General features: G+C 63.6%; 26 protein-coding genes. 17 read left to right on the top strand and 9 right to left on the bottom strand.

The window, feature by feature from the left end; genetic code table 11:
- Positions 1 to 172 precede the first annotated feature (172 nt).
- Positions 173 to 547, top strand: coding sequence for a hypothetical protein (locus L5014_RS30725; RefSeq protein ID WP_238467559.1), 375 nt, complete (start codon positions 173 to 175; stop codon positions 545 to 547).
- Between the two features lie 180 nt (positions 548 to 727).
- Positions 728 to 1,702, top strand: a complete 975-nt coding sequence (locus L5014_RS30720; protein WP_238467558.1) for a LysR family transcriptional regulator — start codon at positions 728 to 730, stop codon at positions 1,700 to 1,702.
- Positions 1,703 to 1,757: 55 nt separating this feature from the next.
- Here L5014_RS30720 and L5014_RS30715 read toward each other — a convergent pair whose 3' ends face one another.
- Both L5014_RS30715 and L5014_RS30710 read right to left on the bottom strand, forming a co-directional pair.
- Positions 1,758 to 2,708, bottom strand: a complete 951-nt coding sequence (locus L5014_RS30715) for a nucleotidyl transferase AbiEii/AbiGii toxin family protein (protein ID WP_238467557.1) — start codon at positions 2,706 to 2,708, stop codon at positions 1,758 to 1,760.
- 31 nt (positions 2,709 to 2,739) lie between these two features.
- Positions 2,740 to 3,483, bottom strand: a complete 744-nt coding sequence (locus L5014_RS30710) for a type IV toxin-antitoxin system AbiEi family antitoxin domain-containing protein (protein ID WP_238467556.1) — start codon at positions 3,481 to 3,483, stop codon at positions 2,740 to 2,742.
- A gap of 507 nt (positions 3,484 to 3,990) precedes the next feature.
- Between L5014_RS30710 and deoC the strand changes: the two genes are divergently transcribed.
- The 8 genes from deoC to L5014_RS30670 all read left to right on the top strand — a co-directional run bounded on the left by deoC (position 3,991) and on the right by L5014_RS30670 (position 13,890).
- Positions 3,991 to 5,007 (top strand): deoxyribose-phosphate aldolase, encoded by a 1,017-nt coding sequence (deoC, locus tag L5014_RS30705; RefSeq protein ID WP_420800169.1) that lies wholly within the window; start codon positions 3,991 to 3,993, stop codon positions 5,005 to 5,007.
- Between the two features lie 48 nt (positions 5,008 to 5,055).
- Positions 5,056 to 7,455 carry an aldehyde dehydrogenase family protein gene (locus tag L5014_RS30700; RefSeq protein ID WP_238467554.1) on the top strand — a complete coding sequence of 800 codons (2,400 nt, stop codon included), beginning with the start codon at positions 5,056 to 5,058 and terminating at the stop codon, positions 7,453 to 7,455.
- A 59-nt stretch (positions 7,456 to 7,514) separates the two neighbouring features.
- Positions 7,515 to 8,003: an RbsD/FucU family protein gene (locus L5014_RS30695; RefSeq protein ID WP_238467553.1), complete on the top strand. Its 489-nt coding sequence runs from the start codon at positions 7,515 to 7,517 to the stop codon at positions 8,001 to 8,003.
- A 20-nt stretch (positions 8,004 to 8,023) separates the two neighbouring features.
- Positions 8,024 to 8,983 carry a ribokinase gene (rbsK, locus tag L5014_RS30690; RefSeq protein ID WP_238467552.1) on the top strand — a complete coding sequence of 320 codons (960 nt, stop codon included), beginning with the start codon at positions 8,024 to 8,026 and terminating at the stop codon, positions 8,981 to 8,983.
- 31 nt (positions 8,984 to 9,014) lie between these two features.
- Entirely contained in the window at positions 9,015 to 10,061 is a 1,047-nt protein-coding gene (locus tag L5014_RS30685; protein WP_238467551.1) for an ABC transporter permease, read from the top strand.
- Between the two features lie 105 nt (positions 10,062 to 10,166).
- Positions 10,167 to 11,171 carry an autoinducer 2 ABC transporter substrate-binding protein gene (locus tag L5014_RS30680; protein WP_238467550.1) on the top strand — a complete coding sequence of 335 codons (1,005 nt, stop codon included), beginning with the start codon at positions 10,167 to 10,169 and terminating at the stop codon, positions 11,169 to 11,171.
- 103 nt (positions 11,172 to 11,274) lie between these two features.
- Positions 11,275 to 12,795, top strand: a complete 1,521-nt coding sequence (locus tag L5014_RS30675) for a sugar ABC transporter ATP-binding protein (protein WP_420800168.1) — start codon at positions 11,275 to 11,277, stop codon at positions 12,793 to 12,795.
- A gap of 54 nt (positions 12,796 to 12,849) precedes the next feature.
- Positions 12,850 to 13,890: an ABC transporter permease gene (locus tag L5014_RS30670; protein WP_238467548.1), complete on the top strand. Its 1,041-nt coding sequence runs from the start codon at positions 12,850 to 12,852 to the stop codon at positions 13,888 to 13,890.
- 14 nt (positions 13,891 to 13,904) lie between these two features.
- On the opposite strand, the gene L5014_RS30665 is transcribed toward L5014_RS30670, so the two are convergent.
- The 6 genes from L5014_RS30665 to glnH form a co-directional block, all read right to left on the bottom strand.
- Positions 13,905 to 14,633, bottom strand: coding sequence for a DeoR/GlpR family DNA-binding transcription regulator (locus tag L5014_RS30665; RefSeq protein ID WP_238467547.1), 729 nt, complete (start codon positions 14,631 to 14,633; stop codon positions 13,905 to 13,907).
- 97 nt (positions 14,634 to 14,730) lie between these two features.
- Positions 14,731 to 15,741, bottom strand: a complete 1,011-nt coding sequence (locus L5014_RS30660; protein WP_238467546.1) for a MurR/RpiR family transcriptional regulator — start codon at positions 15,739 to 15,741, stop codon at positions 14,731 to 14,733.
- The gene (locus L5014_RS30655; RefSeq protein WP_238467545.1) at positions 15,665 to 16,816 is read right to left on the bottom strand and encodes a C45 family autoproteolytic acyltransferase/hydrolase; all 1,152 of its coding nucleotides are present in this window, start codon (positions 16,814 to 16,816) and stop codon (positions 15,665 to 15,667) included. Before L5014_RS30655 ends, L5014_RS30660 begins: the two co-directional genes overlap by 77 nt.
- A 10-nt stretch (positions 16,817 to 16,826) precedes the next feature.
- The gene (glnQ, locus tag L5014_RS30650) at positions 16,827 to 17,567 is read right to left on the bottom strand and encodes a glutamine ABC transporter ATP-binding protein GlnQ (protein ID WP_238467544.1); all 741 of its coding nucleotides are present in this window, start codon (positions 17,565 to 17,567) and stop codon (positions 16,827 to 16,829) included.
- Positions 17,564 to 18,220, bottom strand: coding sequence for a glutamine ABC transporter permease GlnP (gene glnP / locus L5014_RS30645; RefSeq protein ID WP_238467543.1), 657 nt, complete (start codon positions 18,218 to 18,220; stop codon positions 17,564 to 17,566). The genes glnQ and glnP overlap by 4 nt, the downstream gene beginning before the upstream one ends.
- Before the next feature lie 23 nt (positions 18,221 to 18,243).
- Positions 18,244 to 18,990, bottom strand: coding sequence for a glutamine ABC transporter substrate-binding protein GlnH (gene glnH, locus L5014_RS30640; protein ID WP_238467542.1), 747 nt, complete (start codon positions 18,988 to 18,990; stop codon positions 18,244 to 18,246).
- Positions 18,991 to 19,251: 261 nt separating this feature from the next.
- Between glnH and L5014_RS30635 the strand changes: the two genes are divergently transcribed.
- Together L5014_RS30635 and L5014_RS30630 are read left to right on the top strand one after the other, a co-directional pair.
- Entirely contained in the window at positions 19,252 to 20,289 is a 1,038-nt protein-coding gene (locus L5014_RS30635) for an acyltransferase family protein (protein WP_238467541.1), read from the top strand.
- 59 nt (positions 20,290 to 20,348) lie between these two features.
- Positions 20,349 to 21,005 carry a glutathione S-transferase family protein gene (locus L5014_RS30630; protein WP_238467540.1) on the top strand — a complete coding sequence of 219 codons (657 nt, stop codon included), beginning with the start codon at positions 20,349 to 20,351 and terminating at the stop codon, positions 21,003 to 21,005.
- Positions 21,006 to 21,069: 64 nt separating this feature from the next.
- On the opposite strand, the gene L5014_RS30625 is transcribed toward L5014_RS30630, so the two are convergent.
- Positions 21,070 to 21,906 carry a FadR/GntR family transcriptional regulator gene (locus tag L5014_RS30625; protein ID WP_238467539.1) on the bottom strand — a complete coding sequence of 279 codons (837 nt, stop codon included), beginning with the start codon at positions 21,904 to 21,906 and terminating at the stop codon, positions 21,070 to 21,072.
- A 204-nt stretch (positions 21,907 to 22,110) separates the two neighbouring features.
- Here L5014_RS30625 and L5014_RS30620 point away from each other — a divergent pair, with 204 nt between their 5' ends.
- From L5014_RS30620 to L5014_RS30600, 5 genes are all read left to right on the top strand, one after another.
- Positions 22,111 to 23,334: an ABC transporter substrate-binding protein gene (locus L5014_RS30620; protein ID WP_238467538.1), complete on the top strand. Its 1,224-nt coding sequence runs from the start codon at positions 22,111 to 22,113 to the stop codon at positions 23,332 to 23,334.
- Between the two features lie 118 nt (positions 23,335 to 23,452).
- A complete protein-coding gene (locus tag L5014_RS30615) occupies positions 23,453 to 24,313 on the top strand; it encodes a branched-chain amino acid ABC transporter permease (protein WP_238467537.1) in 861 nt (286 codons plus the stop codon).
- Positions 24,310 to 25,380: a branched-chain amino acid ABC transporter permease gene (locus L5014_RS30610; protein WP_420800167.1), complete on the top strand. Its 1,071-nt coding sequence runs from the start codon at positions 24,310 to 24,312 to the stop codon at positions 25,378 to 25,380. The genes L5014_RS30615 and L5014_RS30610 overlap by 4 nt, the downstream gene beginning before the upstream one ends.
- Positions 25,377 to 26,144, top strand: a complete 768-nt coding sequence (locus L5014_RS30605) for an ABC transporter ATP-binding protein (RefSeq protein WP_238467536.1) — start codon at positions 25,377 to 25,379, stop codon at positions 26,142 to 26,144. The genes L5014_RS30610 and L5014_RS30605 overlap by 4 nt, the downstream gene beginning before the upstream one ends.
- Positions 26,141 to 26,842, top strand: coding sequence for an ABC transporter ATP-binding protein (locus tag L5014_RS30600; protein ID WP_238467535.1), 702 nt, complete (start codon positions 26,141 to 26,143; stop codon positions 26,840 to 26,842). The genes L5014_RS30605 and L5014_RS30600 overlap by 4 nt, the downstream gene beginning before the upstream one ends.
- Positions 26,843 to 26,847: the final 5 nt, after the last annotated feature.

Genomic DNA, 26,847 nt, shown 5'->3' with positions numbered 1-26,847 from the left:
AAAATACAAGAAGTGCTGCGGCGCTTAGGCAAACGGCAGTGGATCGCCGAGAAGTGGACTAACGCTCTCGAGCGTCGAGCCGAGACCGTGAAAATGGCGAGCAAGAACTCGGCACTCTCGAGTAATGGAATAGATCGAAATTTCGCCTTGGACATTATCGGGCTGATAACTCATGATTCGCTCCATCGATTCGCGCAGGTTGTCATCCAGCCAATCGATAGAACCGTATAAGTCCATGTTGAAGGAATTGAAAATGAAGAAGCAATCCATGCTGCGCCTCTCGGTCATCCTGCTTGCAACTGTTGGTGCGATTTCGACCGCGTCGGCTCAAACGAATGCGCAGCAGGCGCAAGGTCAAAGTGCTGCAACGGCTGGTGTCACGCAAGTGGCCCAAGTTCAGCGACCCGCCGTGGGCGTCAATCACATCGGCGCAGCAACCGCGACGCCTGAAGTCGCTCATATTCAGAATGGCCAAACGAATCCGGGCGCAACGCAGCAACCGTGTGTCGGCCCGGCAAGCTTCTGCACGCTGTACTTCGGCAGCTAAGCCAGCTCTCACTCATCGAGCTTCTTATGTTGAGGGCAGGGGCCACGCGGCGAAAGGCCGTATGGTGCGCGACTCGAACCGGCTACAGGGCTGTCGCGCACGCCACGGGTTTTCGCCCGGTGGTCCCCGAAAACGCCTTACCGGCACACCAAGAATATCCAACGCCAGCGTACTGAAATTGTGAACCATCTGTTTAGCGCGATGCAGGTCTTCCTCAAGGTTGCCGACACTTTGCAGTTCTCTCAGGCCGCACAACAACTCGAGCTTTCGCCGGCACGTGTGACGCGTTATGTGGACGACCTCGAGTCGCATCTCGGCGTCAAGCTGCTGCAACGCTCCACGCGTAGAACGGTCCTCACCGACGTAGGCGCGCAATATGCACGGGGTTGTCGAACGTTGCTTTCGAACCTCGAGATGGTGCAGGAGCGAGCCAAGCGCGCATCGACGGAAATATCGGGCGAACTGCGCGTGGTGATGCTGAGCGGGCTTGCGCAGCAGGGATTCGCAAAACTTTTTGCGGAGTACCGCAACCGCTATCCAGATGTTTCGTTGAGCGTAACGTCCACGGAGACGGAAGTCGATATGCTCGGCAACCGCTTCGACGTGGGCATCCTGAACAATGAGATGGTCGCGTCCATTACGCACGTTTCACGCGCCTTGATTCACTCGCGGCTCGTGCCTGTTGCCGCGCCTGCGTACCTGGCGAACATGGCCGCGCCGCAGCGGCCCGACGATCTGGAATCTCACCGCATGATTGGTTATGCGGCTCGCGGAAAAGACAAGCGGTGGTGTTTCAGCGGCGAGGACGGAGAGCATCGCGTGCGCGTCAACGAGTCGTTCGTCGTGGACAGCCGGATGATGCAGAAGGAGTTGGCGCTGACGGGGGCGGGCATTGCACTGCTTCCCGAATGCCTGATCGAAAATGAAATTCGCGATGGCGCGCTGGTGCGCCTGCTCGAAGCGTATCGGACGCTCGACGACGGCATGCAAATCTCGCTGATCTATCCGAGCCGCGACTTTCTTCCTGGACGAGTTCGTGCGTTTATCGACCTGGCTTCGGGCTACATGACGCGCGATCGTGTGCGCGAGCCGGCTTCGGCGAAGCCCGCGAGGTCCACGATGAACGACGAGTCGCACATCGGCATTGCGGCGTAGGGCGGGTTTCGAGTAGCAGGACAGGGTGCCCTGGCACGACAGCGACCCACTCATGTCACCTGCGCGTTGTATCGCGATCAAGCGCTGAAAACGCTTCGCGCAACAATACCTCCTGGTCGGCAAAACGCCGCGCATCGCGTGCCTTTAGCCTCTGGAGGTTCTCGATCTTCCAGCGAATCGCAGGCAGTTCGCCTAGATGCTCATAAGGCATCTGTGCCCATTCCGGTTCCCGTCGGACCAGGGAGGACAGGAATTCTCGCTGCCTCGCAGAGAGCGCGCGAGGGAGGTCGTGGTGAAGGCGCGTCTGGATCTCCTCGAGTTGGGCCAAGCTCACTTCGTCCACGGTCATCCCGACAAAGCCTGCTTCGTACTCGTTGGCCAGCGAACGCGGCTGCGCAAACAGAACTTCGTGAATCGGCCGGTTGTGACCTGCAAGGTAGCCAACAAACGCATCGACGAAGTCGTCGCGCAGGCCAGATGTTTCGTACATGTGCCAAACATCGAAAATGTCGCGCGGGTGCTGACGGTCAAGCGCGGCAACCAGCTTGCTTCCATAGAGTTCTGCGTCTGAGAGTGTTGGCACCGCGAAATCGACACGAAACATCTCTTGTGCACGTGGCGCGACGCTACGCATCACGATGGGTGTTAGCGTTCCCCGAAAAACATAGTTGACCTCGACCTTGACCTGGGCACCAGCAGACGAGACCGTCAACTTCACGTCGTCGCCTTTGCTCTTGCCGCTGGCGCCAGCAACAGCGACGTGATATCCCAGCTTCTCAACGGCCTGCTTCGTGCGTCCAAGCTCGGTGTCGATGATCGAGAGTGCCTCCGCGCGACCTGGGCCGTGTGCGCGCACGACGACATCGATATCTACGGACAGACGTGGCAGGTCATGCACAAACATATTGAGTGCGGTGCCGCCTTTCATGGCGAAGTGGGGCGTGTCGAAGACGTCGGGTGCAATCGCCAGCAGGAGGCGCACGGTGTCGAGGTACTGGTCGTTCATCTGGTCTGCTTCTCGATCGAAAATGAACCAATCAGGCTTTCAGGTTCAGTTGAGGACTGCCTTTGCGGCTGCTCGTCCAGCGCTTTCCAGGACCCAGCCTGTCGACGTGGCGCTGCAAATCCTTGCCCCAGGCAAATCCGCTCGACTCGCCCAGGTCGCGCACCAGCTTGACCACTTTTACCCGGGTGCAGTGGGACAGCAGCGTGTCGAGTACCTTCGGCCGCAAATTGCGCAGCGAGGACGCCATGTTGACCGCCTCCTCGAGCGACTGTCCTTTTGCCAGACGTTTGCCCACGTCGCTGGCGAGCTCGAGGAGGGCGCGCTCGGGCTCAGAGACCAGGATCGACGGATCACGATTGGGCAGCGGCGATATGGCGAAGTTTTCGGGCAGGCTTGCGTCGAACAGTCGCGTCGTCTGCAAGGTGTGCAGCATGTGTTCGTCCACCCAGGCAGGCATGGCATAAGGGCGTTCGGCCCAGAGCACGACGCGCTCGCGAAAGCTCAGGTTATGACGCACACCCTGCCAGTCGAGTGCAGTTTTGCCGCCGACATGCAAGCCTGCGATGCGCCTGCTGAGATAGGCCAAGGTGCCGTCACGCGTGGGCGCGTCGCCCGCGAGAAGGTAGGCCCCTTTTGAAAGGCGTTGCAGCCATCCCGCGTTGACCAGATAGGTGGTTTGCTGGGCGCTCACGCCACAGTCCCGCAGCATTTGCGGATCAAGTGGCTGCCCGCGCGGGACGCCTTCCATCAGACGTTGGAGTGTCTTGCTGGCCATGTTCTTCCAGTTACATGATTTTTTCTAGGATACACGTAGGAATCTATATTTAAGCAAAAAAATTCATGTAGATACGATGCAAATACGGCTGGCGGAGGGGAGGTTCAAAAGCGCATCGGCCAAGTATGGAATCTGGCTCCTGGGATCAGCTTGTTACATGATTTATTCTTATAAATATCCGTATTGTTTGTATTTACGGAGAAAAATGAATGTAACGCAGATGTCAGACGATCCCGAGCAGGTTTTCTCAGTCTGTCCGCTGCCAAATTTATATCGCAACTAACTGCCTGCCACACTCCCCACCACCCATCGCGCCTTCCGGCGCCAACCGCCCGCCAACAGCAAAGCGCCCCGTTGGCGACGCCGGGCGATACCCAGGCAATACGAGAACGATACAGGATCGATACGATCGTAACGGTTATTGTCACAATCATTTCATCGGTATAGGATGAGTGAGACCAAACCATCACGGTTTGATGTGCATTGCACAAAAACGCTCGCCAGCCTATGTCAGAAGCTTCAATGAACTCGCTCGTCGTGTTGCGCGGGGCGCCGTCCACGCCGCCTTTTGCACACGTGGCGCGCAATCCCGGCACGGCATTCGATACGGCATGGATCGACGCCTTGCGCGTCAATCAATCCGCCGTCGAGCGCCGCACGACCACGCTCGGCACGCGCCGCGCCGTCAAGAAGGACGCGCAGGCCGCGTGGCTGCTCAAGGCCATTACCTGCATCGACCTCACCACGCTCAATGGCGACGACACCGAAGGCCGCGTGCGCCGCCTGTGCATGAAGGCGCTCCACCCGGTGCGCGCCGACCTGCTCGCCGCCCTCGGCATGGCGCCCGAAACCATCAAGACGGGCGCCGTGTGCGTCTATCACCGTTTCGTGGCTACCGCCGTGGATGCGCTCGCAGGCAGCGGCATTCCTGTCGCGGCGGTGTCCACCGGCTTTCCGGCGGGGCTCAATCCGCATGCGCTGAAGCTCAAGGAGATCGAGGCGTCGGTGGCGGACGGCGCGGCGGAAATCGATATCGTCGTTACGCGCGAGCACGTGCTCACCGGCAACTGGCGCGCGCTCTACGACGAAGTGCGCGAGTTTCGCGCGGCCTGCGGCGACGCGCATCTGAAGGCGATCCTGGCCACGGGCGATATCCGCGTGCTGTCGAACGTTGCGAAGGCATCGATGGTCTGCATGATGGCGGGCGCCGATTTCATCAAGACGTCCACGGGCAAGGAGGGCGTGAACGCCACGCTCGATGTTTCGCTCGTGATGGTGCGCATGATTCGCGAATACCGCGAGCGCACCGGCGCAATGGTCGGCTTCAAGCCCGCGGGCGGCGTGTCCAATGCGAAGACCGCGCTCGCGTACCAGATTCTCATGAAGGAGGAACTGGGGCGGCCCTGGCTCGAACCGGAGTTGTTCCGCTTCGGCGCGTCGAGCCTGCTGGCCGATATCGAGCGTCAGCTCGAACACCATGTGAGCGGCCGCTACTCGGCCTTCCATCGCCACCCCGTTGCCTGATGGAGCACTGAGCGGACCACCGGGAAAATCATTGAGCAGATCACATTCATGAGCGTAGCCGAGTACTTTCGAACGATGGATTACGGTCCCGCCCCCGAGGACGATCAGCCCGTGCGCGCCTGGCTCGCGCAGCACGAGGGCACGTTCGGCCACTTCATAAACGGCGCGCCGCGCGCGAGTGCGAGCGGCCAGCGCTTCGAGGTCCGCGCGCCGGCCACGGGCGAGGTGCTCGCCGCCGTGGCGCAGGGCGATGCCGACGACGTGGCGGCGGCGGTCGCGGCGGCTCGCGCGGCGCAGCCGGAATGGTTCGCGCTGGGCGGCGCGGCGCGCGCGCGGCATCTGTATGCACTCTCGCGCATGGTGCAGCGGCACAGCCGTTTGTTTGCGGTGCTCGAGGCGCTCGACAACGGCAAGCCGATCCGCGAAACGCGCGACATCGACGTGCCGCTGGTCGCGCGTCACTTCCTCCATCACGCGGGCTGGGCGCAGCTACAGGAGAGCGAGTTCGCGGCCTGGTCGCCGCTGGGCGTGATCGGCCAGATCGTGCCGTGGAATTTCCCGCTGCTGATGCTCGCATGGAAGGTCGCGCCCGCCATCGCGCTCGGCAACTGCGTGGTGCTCAAGCCCGCCGAATACACGCCGCTCACGGCGCTGCTGTTCGCGGAGCTCGCCCATCGCGCCGGCTTGCCCAAGGGCGTACTCAACGTCGTGACCGGCGATGGCCGCACGGGCGCCGCGCTTGTCGAGCATCCCGGCGTCGACAAGATCGCCTTCACCGGCTCCACTGAAGTGGGCCGCCAGATCCGCACTGTGACGGCGGGCTCGGGCAAGTCGCTCACGCTCGAACTGGGCGGCAAGTCGCCGTTCATCGTATTCGACGATGCGGATCTCGATAGCGCGGTCGAGGGCGTCGTGGACGCCATCTGGTTCAACCAGGGGCAAGTGTGCTGCGCGGGCTCGCGCCTGCTCGTGCAGGAGGGTGTAGAAGCGCGCTTTCTGGACAAACTCAAGCGCCGCATGGCGACGCTGCGCGTGGGCAACTCGCTCGACAAGGGCATCGATATCGGCGCGATCGTCGACCCGGTTCAGCTCGAACGCATCGAGTCGCTCGTGGAGACGGGCCGGCGCGAAGGCTGCACGATCTGGCAACCCGAGGAAGTTGCGCTGCCCGCGGGCGGCTGCTTCTATCCGCCGACGCTCGTGACCGGCGTCGCGCCTGCATCCACGCTCGCGCAGGAAGAGATTTTCGGGCCCGTGCTCGCGGCAATGAGCTTTCGCACGCCCGAGGAAGCCGTGGCGCTCGCGAACAACTCGCGCTATGGCCTCGCGGCAAGCGTCTGGAGCGAAACGATCGGCCGAGCGCTCGATATCGCACCGCGTCTGCAATGCGGCGTCGTGTGGATCAACGCGACGAATCTATTCGATGCGGGCGTGGGCTTTGGCGGCTACCGCGAGTCGGGTTTCGGTCGCGAGGGCGGGCGCGAAGGCGTTTTCGAATATCTGAAGCCTGCGCACTGGAGCAAGCTGCCGATGCGCGCACCGCGCGCGGCATCCGTTCCAGCCTCCGGCGCAGCGAGCGAAATGAGTGAAAGCGGTGAGCGCGGGCATATTGACCGGACTGCGAAGCTTTTTATCGGCGGCAAGCAGGTCCGCCCCGATAGCGGCTATTCGTTTGCGGTCCACGCGCCGAATGGCGAGTGGGTCGGCGAAGTGGGCGCGGGCAGCCGCAAGGACGTGCGCGACGCGGTGGCCGCCGCGCGCGGCGCGCACAAGTGGACGCAGATGAGCGCGCATGGCCGCGCCCAGGTGCTCTACTACCTCGCGGAGAATCTGGGCGCGCGCGCCGAAGAATTCGCGCAGCAGCTCACGCGCCGCGCGGGATACGACGCGCGTGCCGCCGTGCGCGAGGTGGAGGCGGCCATCGACCGCCTCTTCACCTACGCGGCCTGGGCCGACAAGTTCGACGGCGCCGTGCACACGCCGCCGCTGCGCGGGGTGGCGCTCGCGATGCACGAGGCGCTGGGCGTGATCGGCATCGCCTGCCCCGACGAGGCGCCGCTGCTCGCGCTGGTTTCGCTCGTCGCGCCGGCGCTCGCGCTGGGCAATCGCGTGGTGGTGCTGGCGAGCGAAGCAAGCCCGCTTGCGGCCACGGACTTCTATCAGGTGGTCGAGACCTCGGACGTGCCCGCGGGTGCGCTGAATATCGTCACGGGCGAGCGTGCGGCGTTGCTGCCGGCGCTCGCGAAGCACGACGACGTGGACGCGCTCTGGTGCTTCGGGCCGGCAAGCGATTCGGCGCTGGTGGAGCGCGAGTCGGTGGGCAACCTGAAGCGCACTTTCGTCGATCATGGCCGGCAGGTTGACTGGTTCGACCCAACGGGCGCAGGATTGCCGTTCCTGCGCCATGCCGTGCAGGTGAAGAACATCTGGATACCGTATGGAGACTGAGCGGCGATCGAGCGCACAGAAATAAAGGCGCCGCGCCGAGAGTCATAGAGGAGACAACCATGCTGAAGAATCTGGACCCGCTTCTGAACGCCGACGTCCTGCAGGCGTTGCGGGCAATGGGCCACGGCGACGAGCTTGTGGTCTGCGATGCGAATTTCCCCGCCGATTCCGTTGCTCGCGCAACGGTATTGGGCAAGCTCCTGCGCATGGACGGCGCCGACGCGCCGCGTGCGGTGCGCGCCATCCTGTCCGTGCTGCCGCTCGACACCTTCGTGGAGTCGCCCGCGATGCGCATGGAAGTGGTGGGCGAGCCGGGCACGATTCCGGCCGTGCAGCGCGAGGCGCAGGCCGAGGTCGATGCCGCCGAGGGGCGCGCGGTGCCGTTTGCGCCGATCGAGCGCCACGCCTTCTATGCACGCGCGCGCAAGGCGTATTGCGTGATCGCCACGGGCGAAGCGCGTGGCTATGGCTGCTTCGTGTTCACCAAGGGCGTGCTGCTCGCGCCGGACGCGCCGCGCGCGAGCGGGTCCGGGGAGTCGGGCCGATGAGCGGGCCAATGAGCGGGCCAATGAGCGGGCCAACGAGCGGACGCGTCGTCATCCTCGGCATCTACGTGACCGATCTCGCGTTTCGTGCGAGCCGCATGCCCGTGATCGGCGAGACCATCGCCGGCTCGGCGTTCGCGATGGGTCCGGGCGGCAAGGGCTCGAACCAGGCCGTGGCCGCCGCGCGCGCGGGCGCCGAGGTGGTGTTCTGTACGCGCGTGGGCAACGACGCCTTTGGCGAGATCGCGCGCGCGACATGGGCCGCCGAAGGCATCACGGCGCGTGCGCGTGCCATCGAGGGCGTGGCCACGGGCGCGGCGCACATCTTCGTGGACGACTCCACGGGGATGAACGCGATCATCGTGGCAGCGGGCGCGGCTGGCACGATGGAGCCTGGCGACGCCGATGCAATCGAAGCCGATATTGCGGGCTCCCAGGTATTCGTCACGCAACTCGAGCAGCCGCTCGCGGCGGCGCGGCGCGGGCTCGAAATCGCGCGCCGGCACGGCGTGAAAACGGTGTTCAACCCGGCGCCGGCGATGCCGCTGCCCGACGACATCTACGCGCTGTGCGATTACGTGACGCCCAACGAGACCGAAGCGGCCGCGCTCACCGGCATCGAAGTGCGCAACGCCGACGACGCGCGCCGCGCCGCCGACGTGCTGCTCGCCAAGGGTGCGGGCGCCGTCGTGGTGACGCTGGGCGAAGCGGGCGCGCTGCTGCATACGCGCGAGCGCTCCGTGCTGCTGCCCGCGTTCCAGTGCGGCCCGGTGGTGGAGACGGCCGGGGCCGGCGACGGCTTTACGGGCGGCTTCGCGGCGGCACTGGCGCGCGGCGACGACGCGGAGACAGCCACGCGCTTTGGCTGCGCGCTGGCGGGCATTTCGGTCACGCGCCCCGGCACCGCGCCATCCATGCCCACGCGGCAGGAAGTGGACGCAATGCTCGCTCATGCGGCGGCTGGGGCGGCAGCGGCCCACTGAAGCCGCAATTACATTGCACAGGATGATGTTCATGAAGGTATCCCGCTTTGCATCTCTGCGCGAAAACTGGTTTGGCGACCGGCAACTGAATTTCCTGCTCGTCGTGAACCTGCTGGTCGTGCTGGTGGCGATCTGGATTTCGCGCGGCCAGTTCGTCGGCATCGACAACCTGCAGTCGATGGGCTCGCAACTGCCCGAAGTCGCGCTGCTCGCGCTCGGCATCATGCTCTCGATGCTCTCGGGCAACGGTGGCATCGACCTTTCCGGCGTGGGGCTCGCGAATCTCTCCGGCATGATCGCGGCGATGGTGGTGCCGCGCTTCGTGAGCGGCGACGACTCGCCCGCGCTCTACACCGCGCTCTTTTGCGTGATCGTCGTGAGCATGGGGCTGATTGGCGGCCTGCTCAACGGCATCGTCATCGCGCGGCTCAATCTCACGCCTATTCTCTGCACGCTCGGCACGCAACTGCTTTTCACGGGCTTCGCGGTGGCGCTGAGCAATGGCGCCTCGGTGCATGTCGATTATGTCGAGCCGCTCGCCGACATCAGCAACGGCACGTTCTTCCAGGTGCCTGTTTCGTTTTGCCTGTTCGTGGCCGTGGTCGTGCTGCTTGGCTGGCTGCTCCGGCGCACGCCGTTCGGCCTGCGTCTTTACCTGATGGGTACGAACCAGCGCGCGGCGTTTTACGCAGGCATTCCGCGTGCGCGCATGCTGATCACCACCTATGCGATGTGCGGCGTGCTGGCATCGCTCGCGGGCCTCGTGAGCGTCTCGCATACGCTGAGCGCGAAATGGGATTATGGCAATTCGTATCTGCTGATCGCGATTCTCATCGCGGTGATGGGCGGCGTGAATCCGGCGGGCGGCTATGGCCGCATCATCTGCGTATTTTTTGCGGCCACGGTCCTGCAATTTCTTTCGAGCCTCTTCAATCTCATGGGCGTCTCGCAGTTTTTCGGCGACTGCGCATGGGGTTTCCTGCTGCTGCTCTCGCTCGCGTTCGCGGGCGGCGAGCGGGTGCGGGCGATTTTCGGGCTCGGCAATGCGCAGCCAGGCGGGAAGCGGCCGGCATCGTAGCGTGCTGCAATTCCAGGGCACACAGTACAGTTGGCGGACATCGAGCCTCGGGCGTCCGCCGCCGTCGATACAGGGGCAACGGCAAACAATAAAGGAGACATCGGCATGAACTTCAAGCGACTCAGCGTGGCACTCACGGCTTGTGCGTTGGCGGCGGGCGTAACGGCCGCGGCGTATGCGGCGGACAATCCGACCATCGTGACCGTGGTGAAGGTCACCGGCATTAGCTGGTTCAACCGCATGGACGAAGGCGTGAAGGCGTTCGGCAAGGACAACTCGAATCTCACCGTCTACCAGACGGGCCCGGGGCGCGCGGACGCGGCACAGCAACTGAAGATCATCGACGACCTGATCGCCAAGAAGGTGAGCGCGATCGCCGTCGTGCCTTATGACCCGCCCACGCTCGAACCGGCGCTCAGGAAGGCGATGGATCGTGGCATCAAGGTGGTCACGCACGAGGCCGACAACGAGAAGAACACGATGGTCGACGTCGAGGCCTTCGACAATTCCGCTTACGGCGCGGCGCTCAACGACCGGCTCGCGGCCTGCATGCACAACGAAGGCAAATGGGCGACGCTGGTGGGCTCGCTCGGCAGCCGCTCGCAGGTGCAATGGGCCAATGGCGGCATCGACAACGCCAAGAAGAAGTTTTCGAAGATGCAGCTTGTCGAGACGAATCTCGAAACTAATAACGACGGCGAGCATGCCTATGAAGTCGCCAAGGAAGTGCTGCGAAAGCACCCGGACCTCAAGGGCTTCCAGGGATCTTCCTCGCTCGACGTGATCGGCATTGGCCGCGCCGTCGAAGAAGCGGGCCTGCAAGGCAAGATCTGCGTGTACGGCACGGGCCTGCCGACCGAAGCCGGCAAGTACCTCGAAAGCGGTGCGATCAACGGCATCGCGTTCTGGGATCCGAAGCTCGCGGGCATTGCGATGAACAAGATCGCGAAGATGCTGATCGACGGCAAGACCGTGGAGAACGGCGCGAATCTCGGCTTGCCGGGCTACGAGAAGGTGACCGTGTCGAAGGGCCCGGGCAAGGGCATCATCGTGCGCGGCCAGGGCTGGGTGAGCGTCGACAAGTCGAACTACAAGCAATACAACTTCTGATCGCGCCCTGAGCGGAAGAAAGTGGCGCGCGCAACCATCTGTCTGGGGCGCGCGCCACGCGTACACGCAATGAACGTTGTGTCGGATCACGATGGATCGGGATATGGCTTCAGAACCGCTATTGCAGGTGCTCGGCGTGCACAAGCGCTTTACCGGCGTGCATGCGCTGCGCGGCGTCACGCTCATGTTCGAGCGCGGGCAGATCTATCATCTGCTGGGCGAAAACGGCTGCGGCAAGAGCACGCTCATCAAGATCATTTCGGGCGCGCAGCCGCCCGATGAAGGCGAACTCGTAATAGACGGCGCGCGTCACGCGCGGCTTTCGCCGCTCGAATCGCTCGCGGCCGGCATCGAGACCGTCTATCAGGATCTCTCGCTGCTGCCCAACATGAACGTGGCCGAGAACGTGGGCCTCACGGCTGAACTCGCGGAGCACGGCGGGCGCCTCGCGCGCACGTTCGACCGCCGCGAACTGGCGAGCACGGCCGCGCGTGCGCTCACGGCAGTCGGCCTGCCCGGCGACGCCGAGTTTCAGGCGACGCTCATCGAGCAATTGCCGCTCGCGACGCGCCAACTCGTGGCCATCGCGCGCGCGATTGCGAGCGAGGCGAAGTTCGTGATCATGGATGAGCCCACGACCTCGCTCACGCAAAAGGAAGTGACGAACCTGATCGCCGTGCTGGCACACTTGCGCGAGCGTGGCGTGACCGTGCTGTTCGTGAGCCACAAGCTCGACGAATGCTATGCGATCAGTGGCGAAGTGATCGTGCTGCGCGACGGCCAGAAAGTGACGCAAGGGCCGATCGCGAATTACACCAAGGCGCAGCTAAGCGCGCTGATGACAGGGCGCGAGTTGTCGACCGAGCGCTATCGCGCCGCCGCGCCCGCAGCCGAGGTGCTGCTCGAGGTGCGTGGGCTGGGCCGTGCGGGCGCGTTCAGCGACGTGTCGTTCACGCTGCATCGCGGCGAGATACTCGGCGTCACGGGGTTGCTCGACTCGGGGCGCAACGAACTGGCGCGCGCGCTGGCCGGTGTCGCGCCTGCGCAGACCGGCGCCATCACGCTCGAAGGCCGGCCAGTGAGGCTCGCGACGCCCGGCGACGCCAAGCGCGAGCGCATCGGCTACGTGCCGGAAGACCGCCTGAACGAAGGGCTATTTCTCGACAAGCCGATTCGCGACAACGTCATTACCGCGATGATCGCGAGCCTGCGCGACCGCTTCGGCCAGATCGACCGCACACGCGCCCGCGCGCTGGCCGAGGACACCGTGAAGGAATTGCAGATCGCCACGCCGAACGTGGAGAAGGCCGTGCAGTCGCTTTCGGGCGGCAACCAGCAGCGCGTGCTGATCGGCCGCTGGCTCGCCATCGATCCGCATGTGCTGATCCTGCATGGACCGACCGTGGGCGTGGACGTGGGCTCGAAGGACATCATCTATCGCATCATGCAGCGGCTTTCGGAGCGCGGCATCGGCATTCTGCTCGTGAGCGACGATCTGCCCGAATTGCTGCAGAACTGCGACCGCGTGCTGATGATGCGAAAAGGGCGCGTTGCCGAGGCGTATCGCGCCGATGGCCTCACCGAAGCCGAGCTTTATCGGGCGTTGCTTGCCGAGGCGGCGTGAGGCGGGGCTTAACGCAGTTTTCATAGAAACGGCGTCATTGCAGCAGGATCCAGCATGAGCATGAATCAGACCATGAGCACTTCCAATACCGTCGAAGCCGCGCGCCCTGCATTGCCGCTCAACTGGCGCGCGAAGCTCGCGCGCAACCCCGAGTGGTTCACGGCCACGCTGATCGTGATCACCTGTGCGGTCGTCGCGGCCATCAATCCGCGCTTTCTGCAGTGGGCCACGCTATTCGATCTGCTCCATTCGGCAACGACCACCTCGCTGTTCGCGCTCGGTACGCTCGTGGTGCTGGCTTCGGGCGGCATCGACGTGTCGTTCACGGCCATCGGCGCGCTCACGATGTATGCGATCACGAAGGCCGTATTCGCATGGTGGCCCGACGCGCCGTTCGCGCTGATCCTGCTCGCGGGCGCGGTGGGCGGCGTCGTGCTCGGCATGCTCAACGGCCTGTTCGTGCACCGGCTGCAAGCGCCTTCGCTGATCGTGACGATCGGCACGCAATACCTCTATCGCGGCGTGCTGCTGACTTTCATCGGCACGACGTTCTTCATGAACATCCCGCACAGCATGGATCATTTCGGCCGTATTCCGCTCATTGCGTACCGTACCGCCGACGGGCTGCACGCGGTGCTGCCGGCCTCCGCGCTCGCGCTCGTGGCGGGCGCCGTGCTCACCTGGTGGCTGCTCAACCGGACGATGATGGGGCGCGGCGTCTACGCCATGGGCGGCAGCACCGCGATTGCGGAGCGGCTCGGCTTCAACCTGTGGTCGATCCGTCTGTTCGTGTTCGGCTATACGGGTTTTCTGGCGGGGATCGCGGGCATCCTGCATGTCTCGAACAACCGCCTCGCCAATCCATTCGACCTCGTGGGCTCGGAACTCGATGTGATCGCGGCCGTCATTCTGGGCGGTGCGCGCATCACCGGCGGCAGCGGGACCGTGCTGGGGACGCTGCTTGGCGTCGCGCTCGTCACCCTCATCAACAACGTGCTGATTCTCGTGGGCGTGCCCAGCACCTGGCAGAAGGTGATCGTGGGCGCGTTCATTCTGGTGGCGGGCACGCTGTTCGCATTGCGCCGGCGCGGTTGATGCGCGGTTGATGTTCAGGCGCTGCGCGTGCGCGGCTGCTGACCCTTTTCGGTGATGATGGAATCGAAGTCTTCCATCTGCGCAAAGCGCCACGCCTTCACCACGCCGAATTTGCTTGCGTCCACAACCAGATGGCGCTCGACGGCGCTTGCCATGGCGGCCTGCTTGAGCGCCACTTCGTGAGCGTTCCAGCACGTCACGCCGCGCGCGGGATCGACACCGCCCGCCGAAATGAAGGCCTTGTTGATGCCCATGCGCCGCAAGGTCTCGAGGCTGTCCGCGCCGGAAAACGAATCCGACGACGGCACATACACGCCGCCCAGCAGAATCATGCGCACGTTGGGCATGCGCCGCAGAATCTCGGCAACGTTGAGTGAATAGCAAACGGCGGTGATCTGCAATTGCGCCGGAATGAGGCGCGCGAGTGCGGCTAGCGTCGTGCCGCAGTCGATGAAGATGGTGTCGTTTTCCGCCACGAGTTGGGCCGCGTGCGCCGAAGCCTGTGCCTTGGCCTGCGCGAAATGGTCTTTTTCCTGTTCGAGCGAGTAGCCGACCGCGTTGGGCACGTCGTCGGCGCTGACGATATAGCCGCCCAGATAGGTGAAGTGCGCGGGATTCGCGGCGATGTCGCGGCGCACGGTCATCTCGGAGACGCCGAGCAGCGTGGCCGCATCGCGCAGATGCATCACGTTGTGCTTGGCGAGTGCTTCGGCAAGCGTTCTCAGCCGGTCGGTCTTGGACATGGGGATCGATGCTGCACCGGATTTGAAGCGGTCCGGCGAGCGTTAGATTTATTTCGGACGGTTGATCGAATTATAACAAATCGATGCCGGCGTTTCATCAATCTGTTTCGATTCCCAGTGCCGTGATCAGTCGCTCGCGCCGCGCAAGCGCTTGCAAAGACTGCTTGCCCAGATGCGTCGCGACCAGATTGAGCAATCCCTCACAGAAGATCAGATACGCGCCCATGCTATTGCTGAAAAAGCTGCTCTCATGGGGAATCAGAAACGTATGGCGCGCGGGCGGCACGAGCGGGGAAGCCAGCGTATCGGTGATCGCAATCACGGTCATGCCGGCGTTGGCGGCAGCCACCGCGGCTTCGGCAACGCTGCGGGTGTAGGGCGCAACGCTCGTGACGACCACCACATCGCCGGGTTGCAATTGCGCGAGGCCTTCGGCCACGCCGAGCCCTTGCGCGTCGAGCAGGGCGACGTCCGCGCGTATCATGCCGAGGCCATAGCAAAGGAAGCTCGCCAGCGCGCTGAACTGGCGCAAGCCGTGCACGCGCACGCGCGGAGCGGCTGCCAGGAGCGCCGCGGCCTCGCGCAAGTCGGCGGGCGAGAGCCGCGCGAGAAAAGTGTCGACGTTGGCGATGGATTCGTGCGCGAGTTGTGCAACGACTTCGACCTCGGGCGACGTGTGGTTCGCCTCGGCCGATTGCGCGCGCGGCTCCTTTCCGGCTACGAGCCGCTCGGCCTGGTGCGTATAGAAATGCCGATGCCGCTCGGCAAGGCTGTCACGGAATACGCCCTGAAAATCGGCGAAACCGGTGTAGCCGAGCTTCGTGGTCAGGCGCGTGAGCGTCGATGCATTCACGCCCAGCGCCGTGGCCAGATCCGTGATGGTGCGCACGGCGACTTCCTCGGGCTGTTCGAGCAGTTTCGCCAGCACCGAATGCGCCTTGCCGCCGAGAGAAAGATTCGTCTCGCCGCGCCCGATGCTCACCATCAGTTCGCGCAGGCCGTCGACGCTGCGCGGCGCGGCGGCCATAGCTTCAGGCGCCTGTGCGTCGTCCTGGTTGCGCGGCGAGCGTGCGCTCGGGCGGCGCGTCTTGTGCTTGTCTGTGTCCATCGATCAATCGATACCGGGGCGGCGTTCCGGGTTGCTCGTAAATGTCCCATTTTATGTGAGACGTCTCGATCACGATATCAGCGGTTGCGAGCGTGTTTTCACCATCGGGGTCGCGCGGGTCGGTGCGATGGATCGGCAGCGCCGCTTCGCCCGTATCGTGGGTATCGTTCGTATCGTGGGTATCGTTCGTATCGTTTGTATCGGCCAGGATCGCAAGCGGATCGGGGGCCTTGCCCGCCTCGCGCGCCTCTTTGAGAAGCGCGTTGCCGCGCCGTTGCCGGTCGCGCGAGGAGTCCGTCACGACTTGCGGATCGTCGAGCATCGCCGGGTGGATCGCATGATTGGCATGCAGCGACGGCTGCGTGAGCGCCTGCACCGAGCAATGGCGTGCATTGAATTCCACGCTGAGCAGGTGCGGGCTCGCGCGATGACCGAGCGTGAGGTGAAACGCGCCGGCGCGCGGCGTATCGCGCAACGTCGCGATGGCGGTGTCGAGGTCCGGCGCGTCGAGCACCGCGCGGGTCAGCACCATGCGCGGCACGCCCGCATCGACATGGCGCGCTCGCAGATTGTTGACCGTGACGGCGAGGCCTGCATCCGTGACCGCAAATGTGTGTCCAGGCAGCGAGCCGGGATACACGAACGATGCAAAACCGGGGCTGCCTTCGATGCGGCATTCGGCGATCGCGCAATGCCCCGCAAAGCCGGGGTCGCCGTCTTCATTGTGGCCGATGCGCCGTTTTTCGCTGCCCGGCAGCAGCACGGTCGTGCAGCCGTCGTGCGTGCCCGCGCCTTGGGTGACCAGGTCGCCGCGGCAATTCCACAGCACCACCTGTTCGAAGGGCACGCCGAGGCCTTCGGCGAGTCCGAGCAGCTCTTGCCAGATGCGCGGAAAGCGCTGCCGGACGTGCCCGGCCATCGCCGCCGCCAACGGGCTGTCGCGCCATTTCATTACGCGGTGCCAGACGGGCGCATGGAGCAAATGGCGGTGCACGGCGTCGGACCCGAAGCGGCCCAGCGCCTGACCGGCTTCGAACGGCGTGCCGGAAATCTTGATGAATTCGAGTACGGGCATGGATTTCAACTCATTCGACATGCTGCAGAAAATCGCGTAGACGCTGATTCGGGGGCGTTTCAATCAGTGAGGTGGGCGCTCCGTCGACGGTGATATGGCCGTGCTCCATGAAAATCAGCCGCGTGCCCACCTTGCGTGCGAAGGCCATCTCGTGAGTCACCACGACCATCGTCATACCTTCTTCCGCGAGCGACTGCATCACGCGCAGGACCTCCTGGCGCAACTCGGGATCGAGCGCGGAGGTGGGCTCGTCGAACAGCATCAATTTGGGCTTCACGGCAAGTGCGCGCGCAATGGCGACGCGTTGCTGCTGGCCGCCGGAAAGCTCGCTCGGGTAATGGTCGGCGCGGGCCGCGAGACCGACTTTCGCGAGCAATTCGCGTGCGAGCGCCTGCGCGTCGCTCTTGTTCATGCCGCGTACCTGGCGCGGGCCGAATGCAACATTGTCGAGCGCGGTCAGTTGCGGGAACAGGTTGAATTGCTGAAACACCATACCCGCTTCCCTGCGGATTTCGCGGACGTGGCGCGCACCTCCAAGCACGCTGATGCCGTCCACGATCAGATCGCCGCCGTCGATCTGTTCGAGCGCATTGATACACCGCAGGAGCGTCGACTTGCCCGAACCCGAAGGCCCGATCAGGACCACGACTTCGCCCGCGTGGATGTTCAGGTCCACCTCGTCGAGCACGGTGGTCTGGCCGAAGCGCTTCGTGACGCGCTTGAACTGCACCATGGTTTTGCCGGCCTTCATAGTATCCGCATCCTCTTTTCCATCGTGCGCAAGCCGAAGGTCAGCGCGCCGATCATGCACAGATAGATGGCCGCCACGGCGGTCCAGATTTCGACCGCGCGGAAATTCGCGGCCATGATCTCCTGCCCCTGGCGCGTGAGTTCGCCTACGCCAATCACGATGAAGAGCGAGGTGTCCTTCAGGCTCACGATGAACTGGTTGCCAAGCGACGGTGTCATGCGCCGCACCGCCACGGGACCGACGACGAAGGCGAGCACGCGCCACATCGGCATGCCGAGCGCTTGCCCCGCTTCCTTGAGGCCACGCGGCACGGACAGAAACGAGCCGCGCACAATCTCGGCGATATAAGCGCCGGAGTTGATGATGATGGAAACGATTGCGGCAGTGAGTGCATCCACGCGCATATGCAAAATCAAGGGGAGTGCGAAGTAAATGAACATCACCTGCACGACGATTGGCGTGCCCCGCACGAATTCGACGTAAGCAAAGGCGATTTTCTGCGTGAACGCGCTGCCGTAAGCGCGCATCAGGCCGAACAGGAAGCCGACGAGCAAGCCGCCGGCGAGTCCCACAACGGCGATCAGCACCGTAAGCTGGGCTCCCTGCAGCAAGGCGGGGAGCGCGTCGGCGACGACCGAAAGATCGAACTGCATGGTGGCTCTCCGGGTTCAGGGGATCAAGACTTGCCCGGCTCGACGCCGAACCACTTCTTGTAGATCGCGGCATAGCGCCCATCAGCCTTGATCTTTGCAAGCGCGGCGTTCACCTTGGGCACGAGCGGGCTGCCTTTCGGGAACGCGATGCCATATTGCTGCGCCATCATCTGTGCGCCCACGGCCTTCACGCGGCCCTTGCCCGCGGTGTGAATGTAGTAGAGGACGTTGGGCGTATCGTGCATCGCCGCGTCGACGCGCCCGGTCTGCAATTCCAGGTAGGCGTTATCGATATTGGGGAACTGGCGCAAGTCGGTGCCCGTGAAATGGGCTTTCGCATAATCCGCCGCCGAGGTGCCCGTCTTGATGGCGAGCGATTTGCCTTTCAGGTCGTCCGCGTCCTTGATCGTGCTCGCGACCGGGACCATCAGCGTGAAGCCGCTGTCGTAGTAGCCATCGGAAAAGTCGATGACCTTCTTGCGTTCGTCCTTGATTGTGATGCCGGCCAGCGCAACGTCGACGTTATGGGTTTGCAGCGCCGGCAGGATGCCGCTGAAATCCATCGGCTGCAGCTTGTAGTCGATCTTCAGATCTTTGGCGATGGCCGCCCACAGGTCGATGTCGAAGCCGACGTATTTGTCGCCTTGCTTGAATTCGAACGGTACGAATGCCGTATCGCAGGCGACCAGCAAGGTCTCGGAGCGCGCCGCTTGACTGATGACGGAAGTGGCGACGAGTGCGGCCACGGCGAGCTTTGCTATGAGTTTCATGACGACCCCTTCGGTGGTGGATGGATGGGATAAGCAAGTGGATTTGCGTAGAGTATTCGCGCGCAAAATAATTTGCGCAATAGGGAAATACGAATTTTCGTCGTGAAACGGGTTTACCCGTGGAGGAGGGGAGCGGGCTATTCAGCGGGACGGATGGCCGATAGTTGCCGGCGAGGTTTTGTCTGCAAAGACGCGAATTCGGGCCTGAAGTGTTGGTGATATAGTCCGCGCTATCTCCGGAGACGTTTCAGTTATAAGCGCGTGCATAACAACAACTTCAACCTTCTGCGGCTGCTATTCGCGGCTGCCGTCATCTTTTCTCATTCGTTCGAGTTGCTCGGCTATCCTGATCCGCTGGAGCGTTTGTCGTCGACCATGTCCGCCGGGACCCTGGGTGTTTGCGGCTTCTTTATCCTCAGCGGCTATCTCACCGCGCAAAGCTGGTCACACGAGCCACGTCCGCTCGCGTTTCTGAAAAAGCGCGCGTTGCGCCTTTATCCGGCGTTTATTGTTGCGTCGGCGTTGTCGGTGCTCGTCGTCGGGCCGCTGGGTGCGAGCACGCAGCATTACTTCGGTGAATGGTCGCCGCACAAGTTCTTCGCCGATCTAATCGGATTGCGCCAGCCACGCACGCCCGCCGTGTTCCTCGGCTCACCGGTTGCGTCGGTCAACGGCTCGATGTGGACGATCACGTTCGAGCTGCGCTGTTATCTGATGATGACCGTGCTCGGCCTGTGCGGCTTCATGAAACGGAGCTGGGTGCTATTGGCGATCGCGCTTGTCGTCAATGCCGGTGCGATATACGGCGCGCCGCATTGGCGTGGCGAGGAGGGTTTGGCCTTCTTCGGCGTGTCCGGCTTCATGATCTGGTTCGCGTCGATGTACCTGGCAGGTGTATGTTTCTACCTGTTCCGTGGGCGTATTCCCTTGCGCGCGCCGTTCGCCGCCTGTGCGCTTATCGTGTTTGTCATCGCACTGTTCTCGACTCAGAGCGTGACGCGCGCAGCGGTGCCGACGATGGGCGCTTACCTCGTGTTCTATTTCGGGCAGTTGCAGTCGCCGTGGCTAGCGAAGCTGCGCATGCGCGTCGACCTTTCCTATGGCCTGTATTTATACGGCTGGCCCGTCATGCAATTGACCGCACACTGGCTGCCATCGATTACGCCGCTGGTGGCTTGCGTTTCTGTAACGGCAGTTTGCATTCCGCTTGCGTTTGCAAGTTGGCAATGCGTGGAGGCACCTGCTTTGCGCCTCAAGCGCGCGATGACGCCACGCAGCCGTCCTGTAGCCGTCTTGTAGCCGAGTGTTTGCGGTAGTCTGGCGGCTGTCACAACCCGCTCAATCCCGGAGACTCCACGATGTCGCTTGCGCTCTACGGTCATCCCTTTTCGTCCTATACGCAGAAGGTGCTCATTGCGTTGTATGAGAACGGCACGCCGTTCGAATTCCGCGGTCTCGGGCCGGATTCGCCGCACACGGCCGACTGGCTGCAACGCTGGCCATTGCGCAAATTTCCCGTGCTGGTGGACGGGGAGCGCACCGTGGCGGAGACGAGCATCATCATCGAATATCTGCAACTCGCGCATCCGGGGCCGGTGCGCCTGCTGCCCGCCGACGCGATGGCGGCGCTCGACGTGCGGTTCCTCGACCGCTTTTTCGACCTGCATGTGATGACGCCGGTGCAACGTGCCGTGGACGGCGCCTTGAGTGGCGACGCGGCTAGGCGAGCGGACGGTCTCGCGTTCGCGCAGCAAAAGCTCGAATGGGCTTACGCGTGGCTCGATACGCAGCTCGCGGGCAGGACCTGGGCGGCGGGTGAGGATTTCACGCTCGCGGACTGCGCGGCGGCGCCCTCATTGTTCTACGCCGACTGGACGTACCGCATTCCCGAGATGTTTGCGGTGCTGCGCGCCTATCGGGCGCGTCTGCTTGCGAGGCCGTCATTTGCGCGCGCGGTGGAGGAAGCGCGGGCCTACCGTCCGCTATTTCCATTGGGCGCGCCGGATCGGGATTGAAGCCCCGCTGCCCGCGCCAGCGCGCGGGGCATGGCGTGCTGCATCGGCCGTGGCAACGTGGCCGTTATTCCTCTTTCTCGATGGCCGCCGTAATCGCGCGTGGGCGCTTGCGAATTTCGGAGTCCAGGATCAGCCGGCCGCGCAGCTTGCCCTTCATGCGCTTAACGTACTTCGGCGCCTCGGTCATGTGCTCGACCATCAGCGCGCGCACGCGTTGGGCATCGCGCTCGCGCGCGGCCTGCAGGATCTCGCGGTGAATCTTCGAATTCGCGGCGCCAAAACGCCGGTGATCGGCGAGCGGCGTGTCGTTTCTGAACTCGATCAGTTGCCGGATCATCTCGTTGATCAACTCGCAGATGAAGCGCAGAAACGGATTTGGATTCGCCGCCGCGAGAATATCGTGAAAGGTCATGTCCTCCTGGCGCTGGCGCACGAGATGGCCGCGGTCGTCCGGGCCGGTTGCGCCGTCGCAGCATTCGATATTGGCTTCGAGCGCCGCGAAGTCGTCTTCGCTCAGATGCGGCACCGCGCCGGCTGCCAACTCGGGCTCCAGCAATTGACGCGCCGTATAGATGTCGTCGATCGACACGTCCTTGAAGAATAGATAGTTCTGCAGAAGTTGCAGCGTGCGGTCGAGCGGCACTTCCACCACCATGCCGCCACCGCTCGGCCCGGTCGAGACCTTGATGAGGCCCTGCACTTCGAGCGACTTGAGCGCCTCGCGAATGGTGCTCTTGCTCACCGAATAGAGCTGCTGCAACTCGGCTTCGCGCGGCAGGCGATCGCCGGGCCGGAGGTCCTTTTCGGTAATGAGGCGCTTGATTTCCTCGGCGACGAGGTCGCCCCGTTTCGGTTGTTTGATTGCTACGGCGGGCCCCGATCTGACGCGGTTCATGACCATCTTCGAGACTCCCAGTATGGAGGGATTGCGTAGTGGCGATAATTGACAGTCGAATTGATTATACCTAGCATCAGGTTCATTCTATTTATCATGATAAATAGAATGAACCGCTTGGCGGGCCGCTTCAAGGGTTAGTCCCAAGGCGCCGGCACGGTTTGGCAGTCGGTCGCGTCGCGTATGTGTTTCCTCACCAGGAGCCTCAACTTGAATCGCCGAGAACTGTTGAAACTGGCCGCGCTGTCGGCCATGCCGGGCGCGTTCGGCGTCCTTTCCTCCACGCGCGCGCTTGCGCAGGCCGGATCGTCAAACCCGTCGTCCATTCAGCTCGCGTGCCCGGTGCCCATGTCCGGCCCGTTCGCGGCCAACGGCAAATACGCCGATCTCGGTATGCAACTGGCGGTCAAGCAGTACGGCAAGGTGCTCGGCCTGCCGCTCGGCTACACCACGCTCGACACCGAGGGCAAGCCCGCCACGGCGGTGCGCCGCGTGCAGGAGATCGAGCAGCAAAAGGGCGTGCGCTACTTCGCGGGCGGCGTGCTCTCGTCCTCGGCGCTTGCCATGGGCAAGGAAGTCGACAAGAGCGGCGGCATCTTCATCACCACCGCCGGCGCCGACGAAATCACCGGCAAAGACTGTAACGCCAGCACGTTCCGCTGGTCGGTGCCCACTTTTGGCGCGATCGACCAGACCGTGCGCCCGCTTATTCAAATGCTGCCCAAGGCCAGGCGCTGGTACACCATCACGCCGCAATACGTGTTCGGCGACGGCCTGCTTTCGGCCGCGAAGGCCGTGTTCAAGGAGAAGGGTATCGAGCACGTGGGCAACAGTTACCACTCGCTCACCGAGAAGGAATTTAGCGGCTATCTGACCAACGCCGTGGCGGCCAAGCCGGACGTGCTGCTGCTCCTGAACTTCGGTTCGCAGTCGTCCGACACGCTGCGCCAGGCCGTGAGCTTCGGCATGAAGAACAATTGCACGATCCTCATGGCATGGGCCTCGGGACTCGAGCAATTCGAAGCGCTGGGCGCGGACCTGTGCGATGGCGTGTACTTCGGCGCGCAGTATTGGCACGCCATCGACACGCCGCTGAACCACGACCTCGTGCAGCGCACCCAGGCGGCCTTCAAGGCCAACCCGAATTACAGCCTTGCGGGCTCGTATATTTGCACGAAGATCCTGCTCGACGGCATGGTGAAGGCCGGTAACGCCGATCCGAAGAAGGTGATCGCGGTGCTCGAAGGCATGAAATATGCGGGCCTCACCGGCCCCGAGGAAATCCGCAAGGGCGACCATCAGGTGCTGAAGAACTATTACCTGCTCAAGGGCAAGCCCAAGTCAAAGATGAAGAACGCCGACGATTACGTGGACATCGTGAGCTCGGGCCAGTCCTTCCTGCCGCTCGACAAGACCGGGTGCAAGATAGCCTGATTTGCACCGGATTCGCACCTGATTCGCGGAATCGATCGGATTCCTTATATTCGTATGATTTAAGGCGCGCGGCATGCCTTGTCGCGCGCGTGGCCGTCACTCTCACGCTACGCACGCCATGAATGTCTATCTGCTACAGATCATCAATGGAATCGGCGTCGGAATGCTGTATTTCCTGTTGGCGGTCGGCCTTTCGATTGTCTTCGGCCTGTTGCGCTTCGTGAATTTCGCGCACGGCGCGTTCTATCTGCTTGGCGCGTACTTCTGCTATCAGACGTTGCAGTGGTCGGGCAGCTTCTGGCTCTCGCTCGTGGTCGTGCCTCTCGTGGTGGGCGCGCTCGCGTGGATCGTCGAGAAGCTCGTGCTGCGCCACATCTATGCACAGCAGCACGAGTTCCACATTCTCGCCACCGTCGGCCTCGCGCTCGTGATCCAGGAGTGCGCGATTATCGTGTGGGGGCCACTGGGCGATAACGTGGCCGTGCCCGATATGCTCAGCGGTGTGGTGATCTGGGGCAGCTTCGTTTATCCGAAGTACCGGCTCTTCGTGATCGGCTTTACCGCTGTGCTCGCCGTGCTGCTCTGGTGGGTGCTAGAAGGCACGCGGCTTGGCAGCGCGGTGCGGGCGGGCAGCGAGTCTTCCGAGATGGTGTCGCTGCTCGGCATCAACGTGACGCGCGTGTTCAGCCTCGTGTTCGCGCTCGGCGCGGCCACGGCGGCGCTCGCGGGCGTGCTGGCGGCGCCCATTCGCGGCGTCGATCCGTTCATGGGCCTCGAAGCGCTGAGCGTGGCTTTCGTGGTGGTGGTGGTGGGCGGCATGGGCAACTTTCTCGGCGCTCTCGTGGGCGGCCTGCTGGTGGGCATCGTGCAAAGCCTGATGAGCACGCTCTGGCCGCAAGGCGCGCAGTTGATGATCTATGTGGCCATGGCGGCCGTGTTGCTGCTGCGCCCGAACGGGCTGCTCGGGAGGGCCGCATGATCGAATCCACCAAACTCGCCGCGGCCACGCGCACACAGGACACGAGCGGACCGATGGGGACGTTGCAGCGTTATCGCTATGTGTTGCTTGCGGCCGTGGTGGTGTGCGCGCTGCCGCTCACGGTGCGCTCCGGTTCGCTGGCGACCGAAGTGCTGGTGTTCGCGCTCGCGGCGCTCGGCTGCAATCTGCTGCTCGGCTATACGGGGCTGCTCTCGTTCGGCCAGGGCATCTTCTTCGGGCTCGGCAGCTACGCCGCCGGCATCCTGCTCACGCACGGCGTGTTTTCGGTGTTCGCCGCGCTCGCGGTGGCGAGCGTGCTGGGTGCGCTCGCGGCGGCGCTGGTGGGCTGGTTCTCCATTCGTCAGCGCGGCACGTACTTCGTGATGCTCACGCTCGCGTTCGGCCAGTTCTTCTATTTCCTCGCATATTCGTTGCCCGACCTGACGGGCGGCGACAACGGGCTGCTCGACATCCCGCGCCCCGCGCTCTCGCTCGGCGCACATGCGCTCGTTTCGCTCGACACGCCGTGGCAATACTACGGCTTCGTGGCTGCGGTCTTCATCGTCGTGTTCGCGCTCATGGTGCGCGTTTCGAATTCGGTGTTTGGCCGCACGCTGCTCGCCATTCGCGACAATGAGGCGCGCGCGGGCGCCGCCGGCTATCACGTGAGCCGCTTCAAACTCATGGCGTTCGTGATCTCGGGTGCGGTCACTGGTCTGGCGGGCGCATTGCACGCGATGATGACGGGCATCGCGCCGCTTTCCAACATCGACTACCACACGAGCGAAATGATCCTGCTGATGACCGTGATTGGCGGCAGCGGCAATTTGTTTGCCTCGGTGATCGGGGCGGCATTCTACGTGCTGTTCGCCGACTGGCTCTCCACGTTGTGGCCGCGCTGGCTTTTGCTGCTCGGCCTCGTGCTGATCGCCGTGAGTCTGTTCATGCAGCGCGGGTTGTGGGGGCTGGGCGAGCGTATCGTGGCCGCGTTGCGGCGTTCGGATGAACACTCGCACGAGCACACTGAAAAGCACGCGGACAAAGCGAACAGCAAGGAGCCGCAATGAGCGAAGCGATTCTCAACGCAACGGGCATCGTCAAACGCTACGGCAAGTTCACGGCGCTTTCGGGCGTGGACCTGCGTATTGCGCCGCGCACGGTGCATTCGGTGATCGGCCCCAACGGTGCGGGCAAGACCACGCTTTTTCACGTGCTCACGGGCACGGTGCCGATCACGTCTGGCAGCATCGTGTTCGACGGTCACGACGTCACGCGCGAGCCCGATTACAAGCGTGTGCGGCGCGGCATTGCCCGCTCGTTCCAGGTGACGAGCCTGTTCCAGAACCTGAGCGTGCGCGAGAACTTGCGCGTGGCGGCGCAGGGCGTTCACTCGCGGCGCGCGCTCAATGCGTGGACGCCGCCGCACGGCGCGCTCGCGCACACGGAAACCGTGGAGCGCGTGCTGGAGCGCCTCGCATTGCAGCGTTTCGCCAGTACACCGGCCAGCGCGCTTTCGCACGGACAGCAGCGGCGTCTGGAGGTGGGCATGGCGCTGGCCGCGCAGCCGCGCGCGGTGTTTCTCGACGAACCCACATCGGGCATGGGCGTCGACGACCTCGACGACATGAAGGCGCTCATTCGCGGCCTGCGCGACGAATATACGGTTGTACTAATCGAACACAACATGGGCATCGTGATGGACATCTCCGACACTATCACGGTGATGCAGCAGGGCCGTGTGCTGGTGGAAGGCAAACCCGACGCAATCCGCGGCGACGAGCGCGTGCGCAGCGCATATCTCGGCAACATGATCACGGGAGGCCGCGCATGATGCTCGACGTGCGGGACGTTCACGCGTACTACGGCAAGAGCCATATCTTGCAGGGCGTATCGCTGCAGGTGAACGACGGCGAAACGGTCACGCTGCTGGGCCGCAACGGCGCGGGCAAATCCACCACGCTCAAGACGATTGCGGGCGTGGTTGCGCCGCGCGGCGGCACGGTCGCGTTCGCGGGCAAGCCCGTCGCCGGCCAGCCCTCGCATCGCATCGCGGCGGCGGGGCTGTGCTTCGTGCCCGAGCATCGCGGCATCTTCCGGCTTCTGAACGTGGAGGAGAACCTGCGTCTTGCCGCGCGCAAGGACTCGCCGTGGCAGCTCGCCGATATCTACCGCATCTTTCCGCGCTTGCAGGAGCGGCGCAAGAATGGCGGCGCGCAACTCTCGGGCGGCGAGCAGCAGATGCTCGCCATCGGGCGCGCGCTGATGAACCATCCGCGTCTGCTGATGCTGGACGAGCCGGTGGAAGGGCTTGCGCCCGTGATCGTCGAGGAGATTGTCGAGCAGCTCAAGCAGATCAAGGCGGCGGGCGTGGCGATCCTGCTCGTCGAACAGAATCTCGAAGTCTGCACACAACTCGCCGACCGGCATTACATCGTCGAGCAGGGCGTGATCGTCTACGAAGGCAGCAACGCGGCGTTCGCCGCCGACCACGCGGTCAAGGACCGCTACCTGGGCGTCGGCGTCGTTTGAGCGCC

Origin of the sequence: Paraburkholderia tagetis, from assembly GCF_022213065.1 — a bacterium.
GTDB lineage: Bacteria > Pseudomonadota > Gammaproteobacteria > Burkholderiales > Burkholderiaceae > Paraburkholderia > Paraburkholderia tagetis.
The sequence above is the reverse complement of the archived record's forward strand: the minus strand, read 5'-3'. Positions and strand labels throughout refer to the sequence as shown.

What these genes read in the sequence shown, in the direction of transcription:
- L5014_RS30670 (WP_238467548.1), top strand. Translation starts at nt 12,850, where the DNA reads ATGAGCATGAATCAGACCATGAGCACTTCCAATACCGTCGAAGCCGCG.
- glnH (WP_238467542.1), bottom strand. Translation starts at nt 18,990, where the DNA reads ATGAAACTCATAGCAAAGCTCGCCGTGGCCGCACTCGTCGCCACTTCC.
- L5014_RS30625 (WP_238467539.1), bottom strand. Translation starts at nt 21,906, where the DNA reads ATGGTCATGAACCGCGTCAGATCGGGGCCCGCCGTAGCAATCAAACAA.
- L5014_RS30615 (WP_238467537.1), top strand. Translation starts at nt 23,453, where the DNA reads ATGAATGTCTATCTGCTACAGATCATCAATGGAATCGGCGTCGGAATG.
- L5014_RS30665 (WP_238467547.1), bottom strand. Translation starts at nt 14,633, where the DNA reads ATGTCCAAGACCGACCGGCTGAGAACGCTTGCCGAAGCACTCGCCAAG.
- L5014_RS30725 (WP_238467559.1), top strand. Translation starts at nt 173, where the DNA reads ATGATTCGCTCCATCGATTCGCGCAGGTTGTCATCCAGCCAATCGATA.
- glnQ (WP_238467544.1), bottom strand. Translation starts at nt 17,567, where the DNA reads ATGAAGGCCGGCAAAACCATGGTGCAGTTCAAGCGCGTCACGAAGCGC.
- L5014_RS30675 (WP_420800168.1), top strand. Translation starts at nt 11,275, where the DNA reads ATGGCTTCAGAACCGCTATTGCAGGTGCTCGGCGTGCACAAGCGCTTT.
- L5014_RS30600 (WP_238467535.1), top strand. Translation starts at nt 26,141, where the DNA reads ATGATGCTCGACGTGCGGGACGTTCACGCGTACTACGGCAAGAGCCAT.
- L5014_RS30685 (WP_238467551.1), top strand. Translation starts at nt 9,015, where the DNA reads ATGAAGGTATCCCGCTTTGCATCTCTGCGCGAAAACTGGTTTGGCGAC.
- L5014_RS30700 (WP_238467554.1), top strand. Translation starts at nt 5,056, where the DNA reads ATGAGCGTAGCCGAGTACTTTCGAACGATGGATTACGGTCCCGCCCCC.
- L5014_RS30695 (WP_238467553.1), top strand. Translation starts at nt 7,515, where the DNA reads ATGCTGAAGAATCTGGACCCGCTTCTGAACGCCGACGTCCTGCAGGCG.
- L5014_RS30710 (WP_238467556.1), bottom strand. Translation starts at nt 3,483, where the DNA reads ATGGCCAGCAAGACACTCCAACGTCTGATGGAAGGCGTCCCGCGCGGG.
- L5014_RS30660 (WP_238467546.1), bottom strand. Translation starts at nt 15,741, where the DNA reads ATGGACACAGACAAGCACAAGACGCGCCGCCCGAGCGCACGCTCGCCG.
- L5014_RS30605 (WP_238467536.1), top strand. Translation starts at nt 25,377, where the DNA reads ATGAGCGAAGCGATTCTCAACGCAACGGGCATCGTCAAACGCTACGGC.
- L5014_RS30610 (WP_420800167.1), top strand. Translation starts at nt 24,310, where the DNA reads ATGATCGAATCCACCAAACTCGCCGCGGCCACGCGCACACAGGACACG.
- rbsK (WP_238467552.1), top strand. Translation starts at nt 8,024, where the DNA reads ATGAGCGGGCCAACGAGCGGACGCGTCGTCATCCTCGGCATCTACGTG.
- L5014_RS30655 (WP_238467545.1), bottom strand. Translation starts at nt 16,816, where the DNA reads ATGCCCGTACTCGAATTCATCAAGATTTCCGGCACGCCGTTCGAAGCC.
- deoC (WP_420800169.1), top strand. Translation starts at nt 3,991, where the DNA reads ATGTCAGAAGCTTCAATGAACTCGCTCGTCGTGTTGCGCGGGGCGCCG.
- L5014_RS30680 (WP_238467550.1), top strand. Translation starts at nt 10,167, where the DNA reads ATGAACTTCAAGCGACTCAGCGTGGCACTCACGGCTTGTGCGTTGGCG.
- L5014_RS30715 (WP_238467557.1), bottom strand. Translation starts at nt 2,708, where the DNA reads ATGAACGACCAGTACCTCGACACCGTGCGCCTCCTGCTGGCGATTGCA.
- L5014_RS30630 (WP_238467540.1), top strand. Translation starts at nt 20,349, where the DNA reads ATGTCGCTTGCGCTCTACGGTCATCCCTTTTCGTCCTATACGCAGAAG.
- glnP (WP_238467543.1), bottom strand. Translation starts at nt 18,220, where the DNA reads ATGCAGTTCGATCTTTCGGTCGTCGCCGACGCGCTCCCCGCCTTGCTG.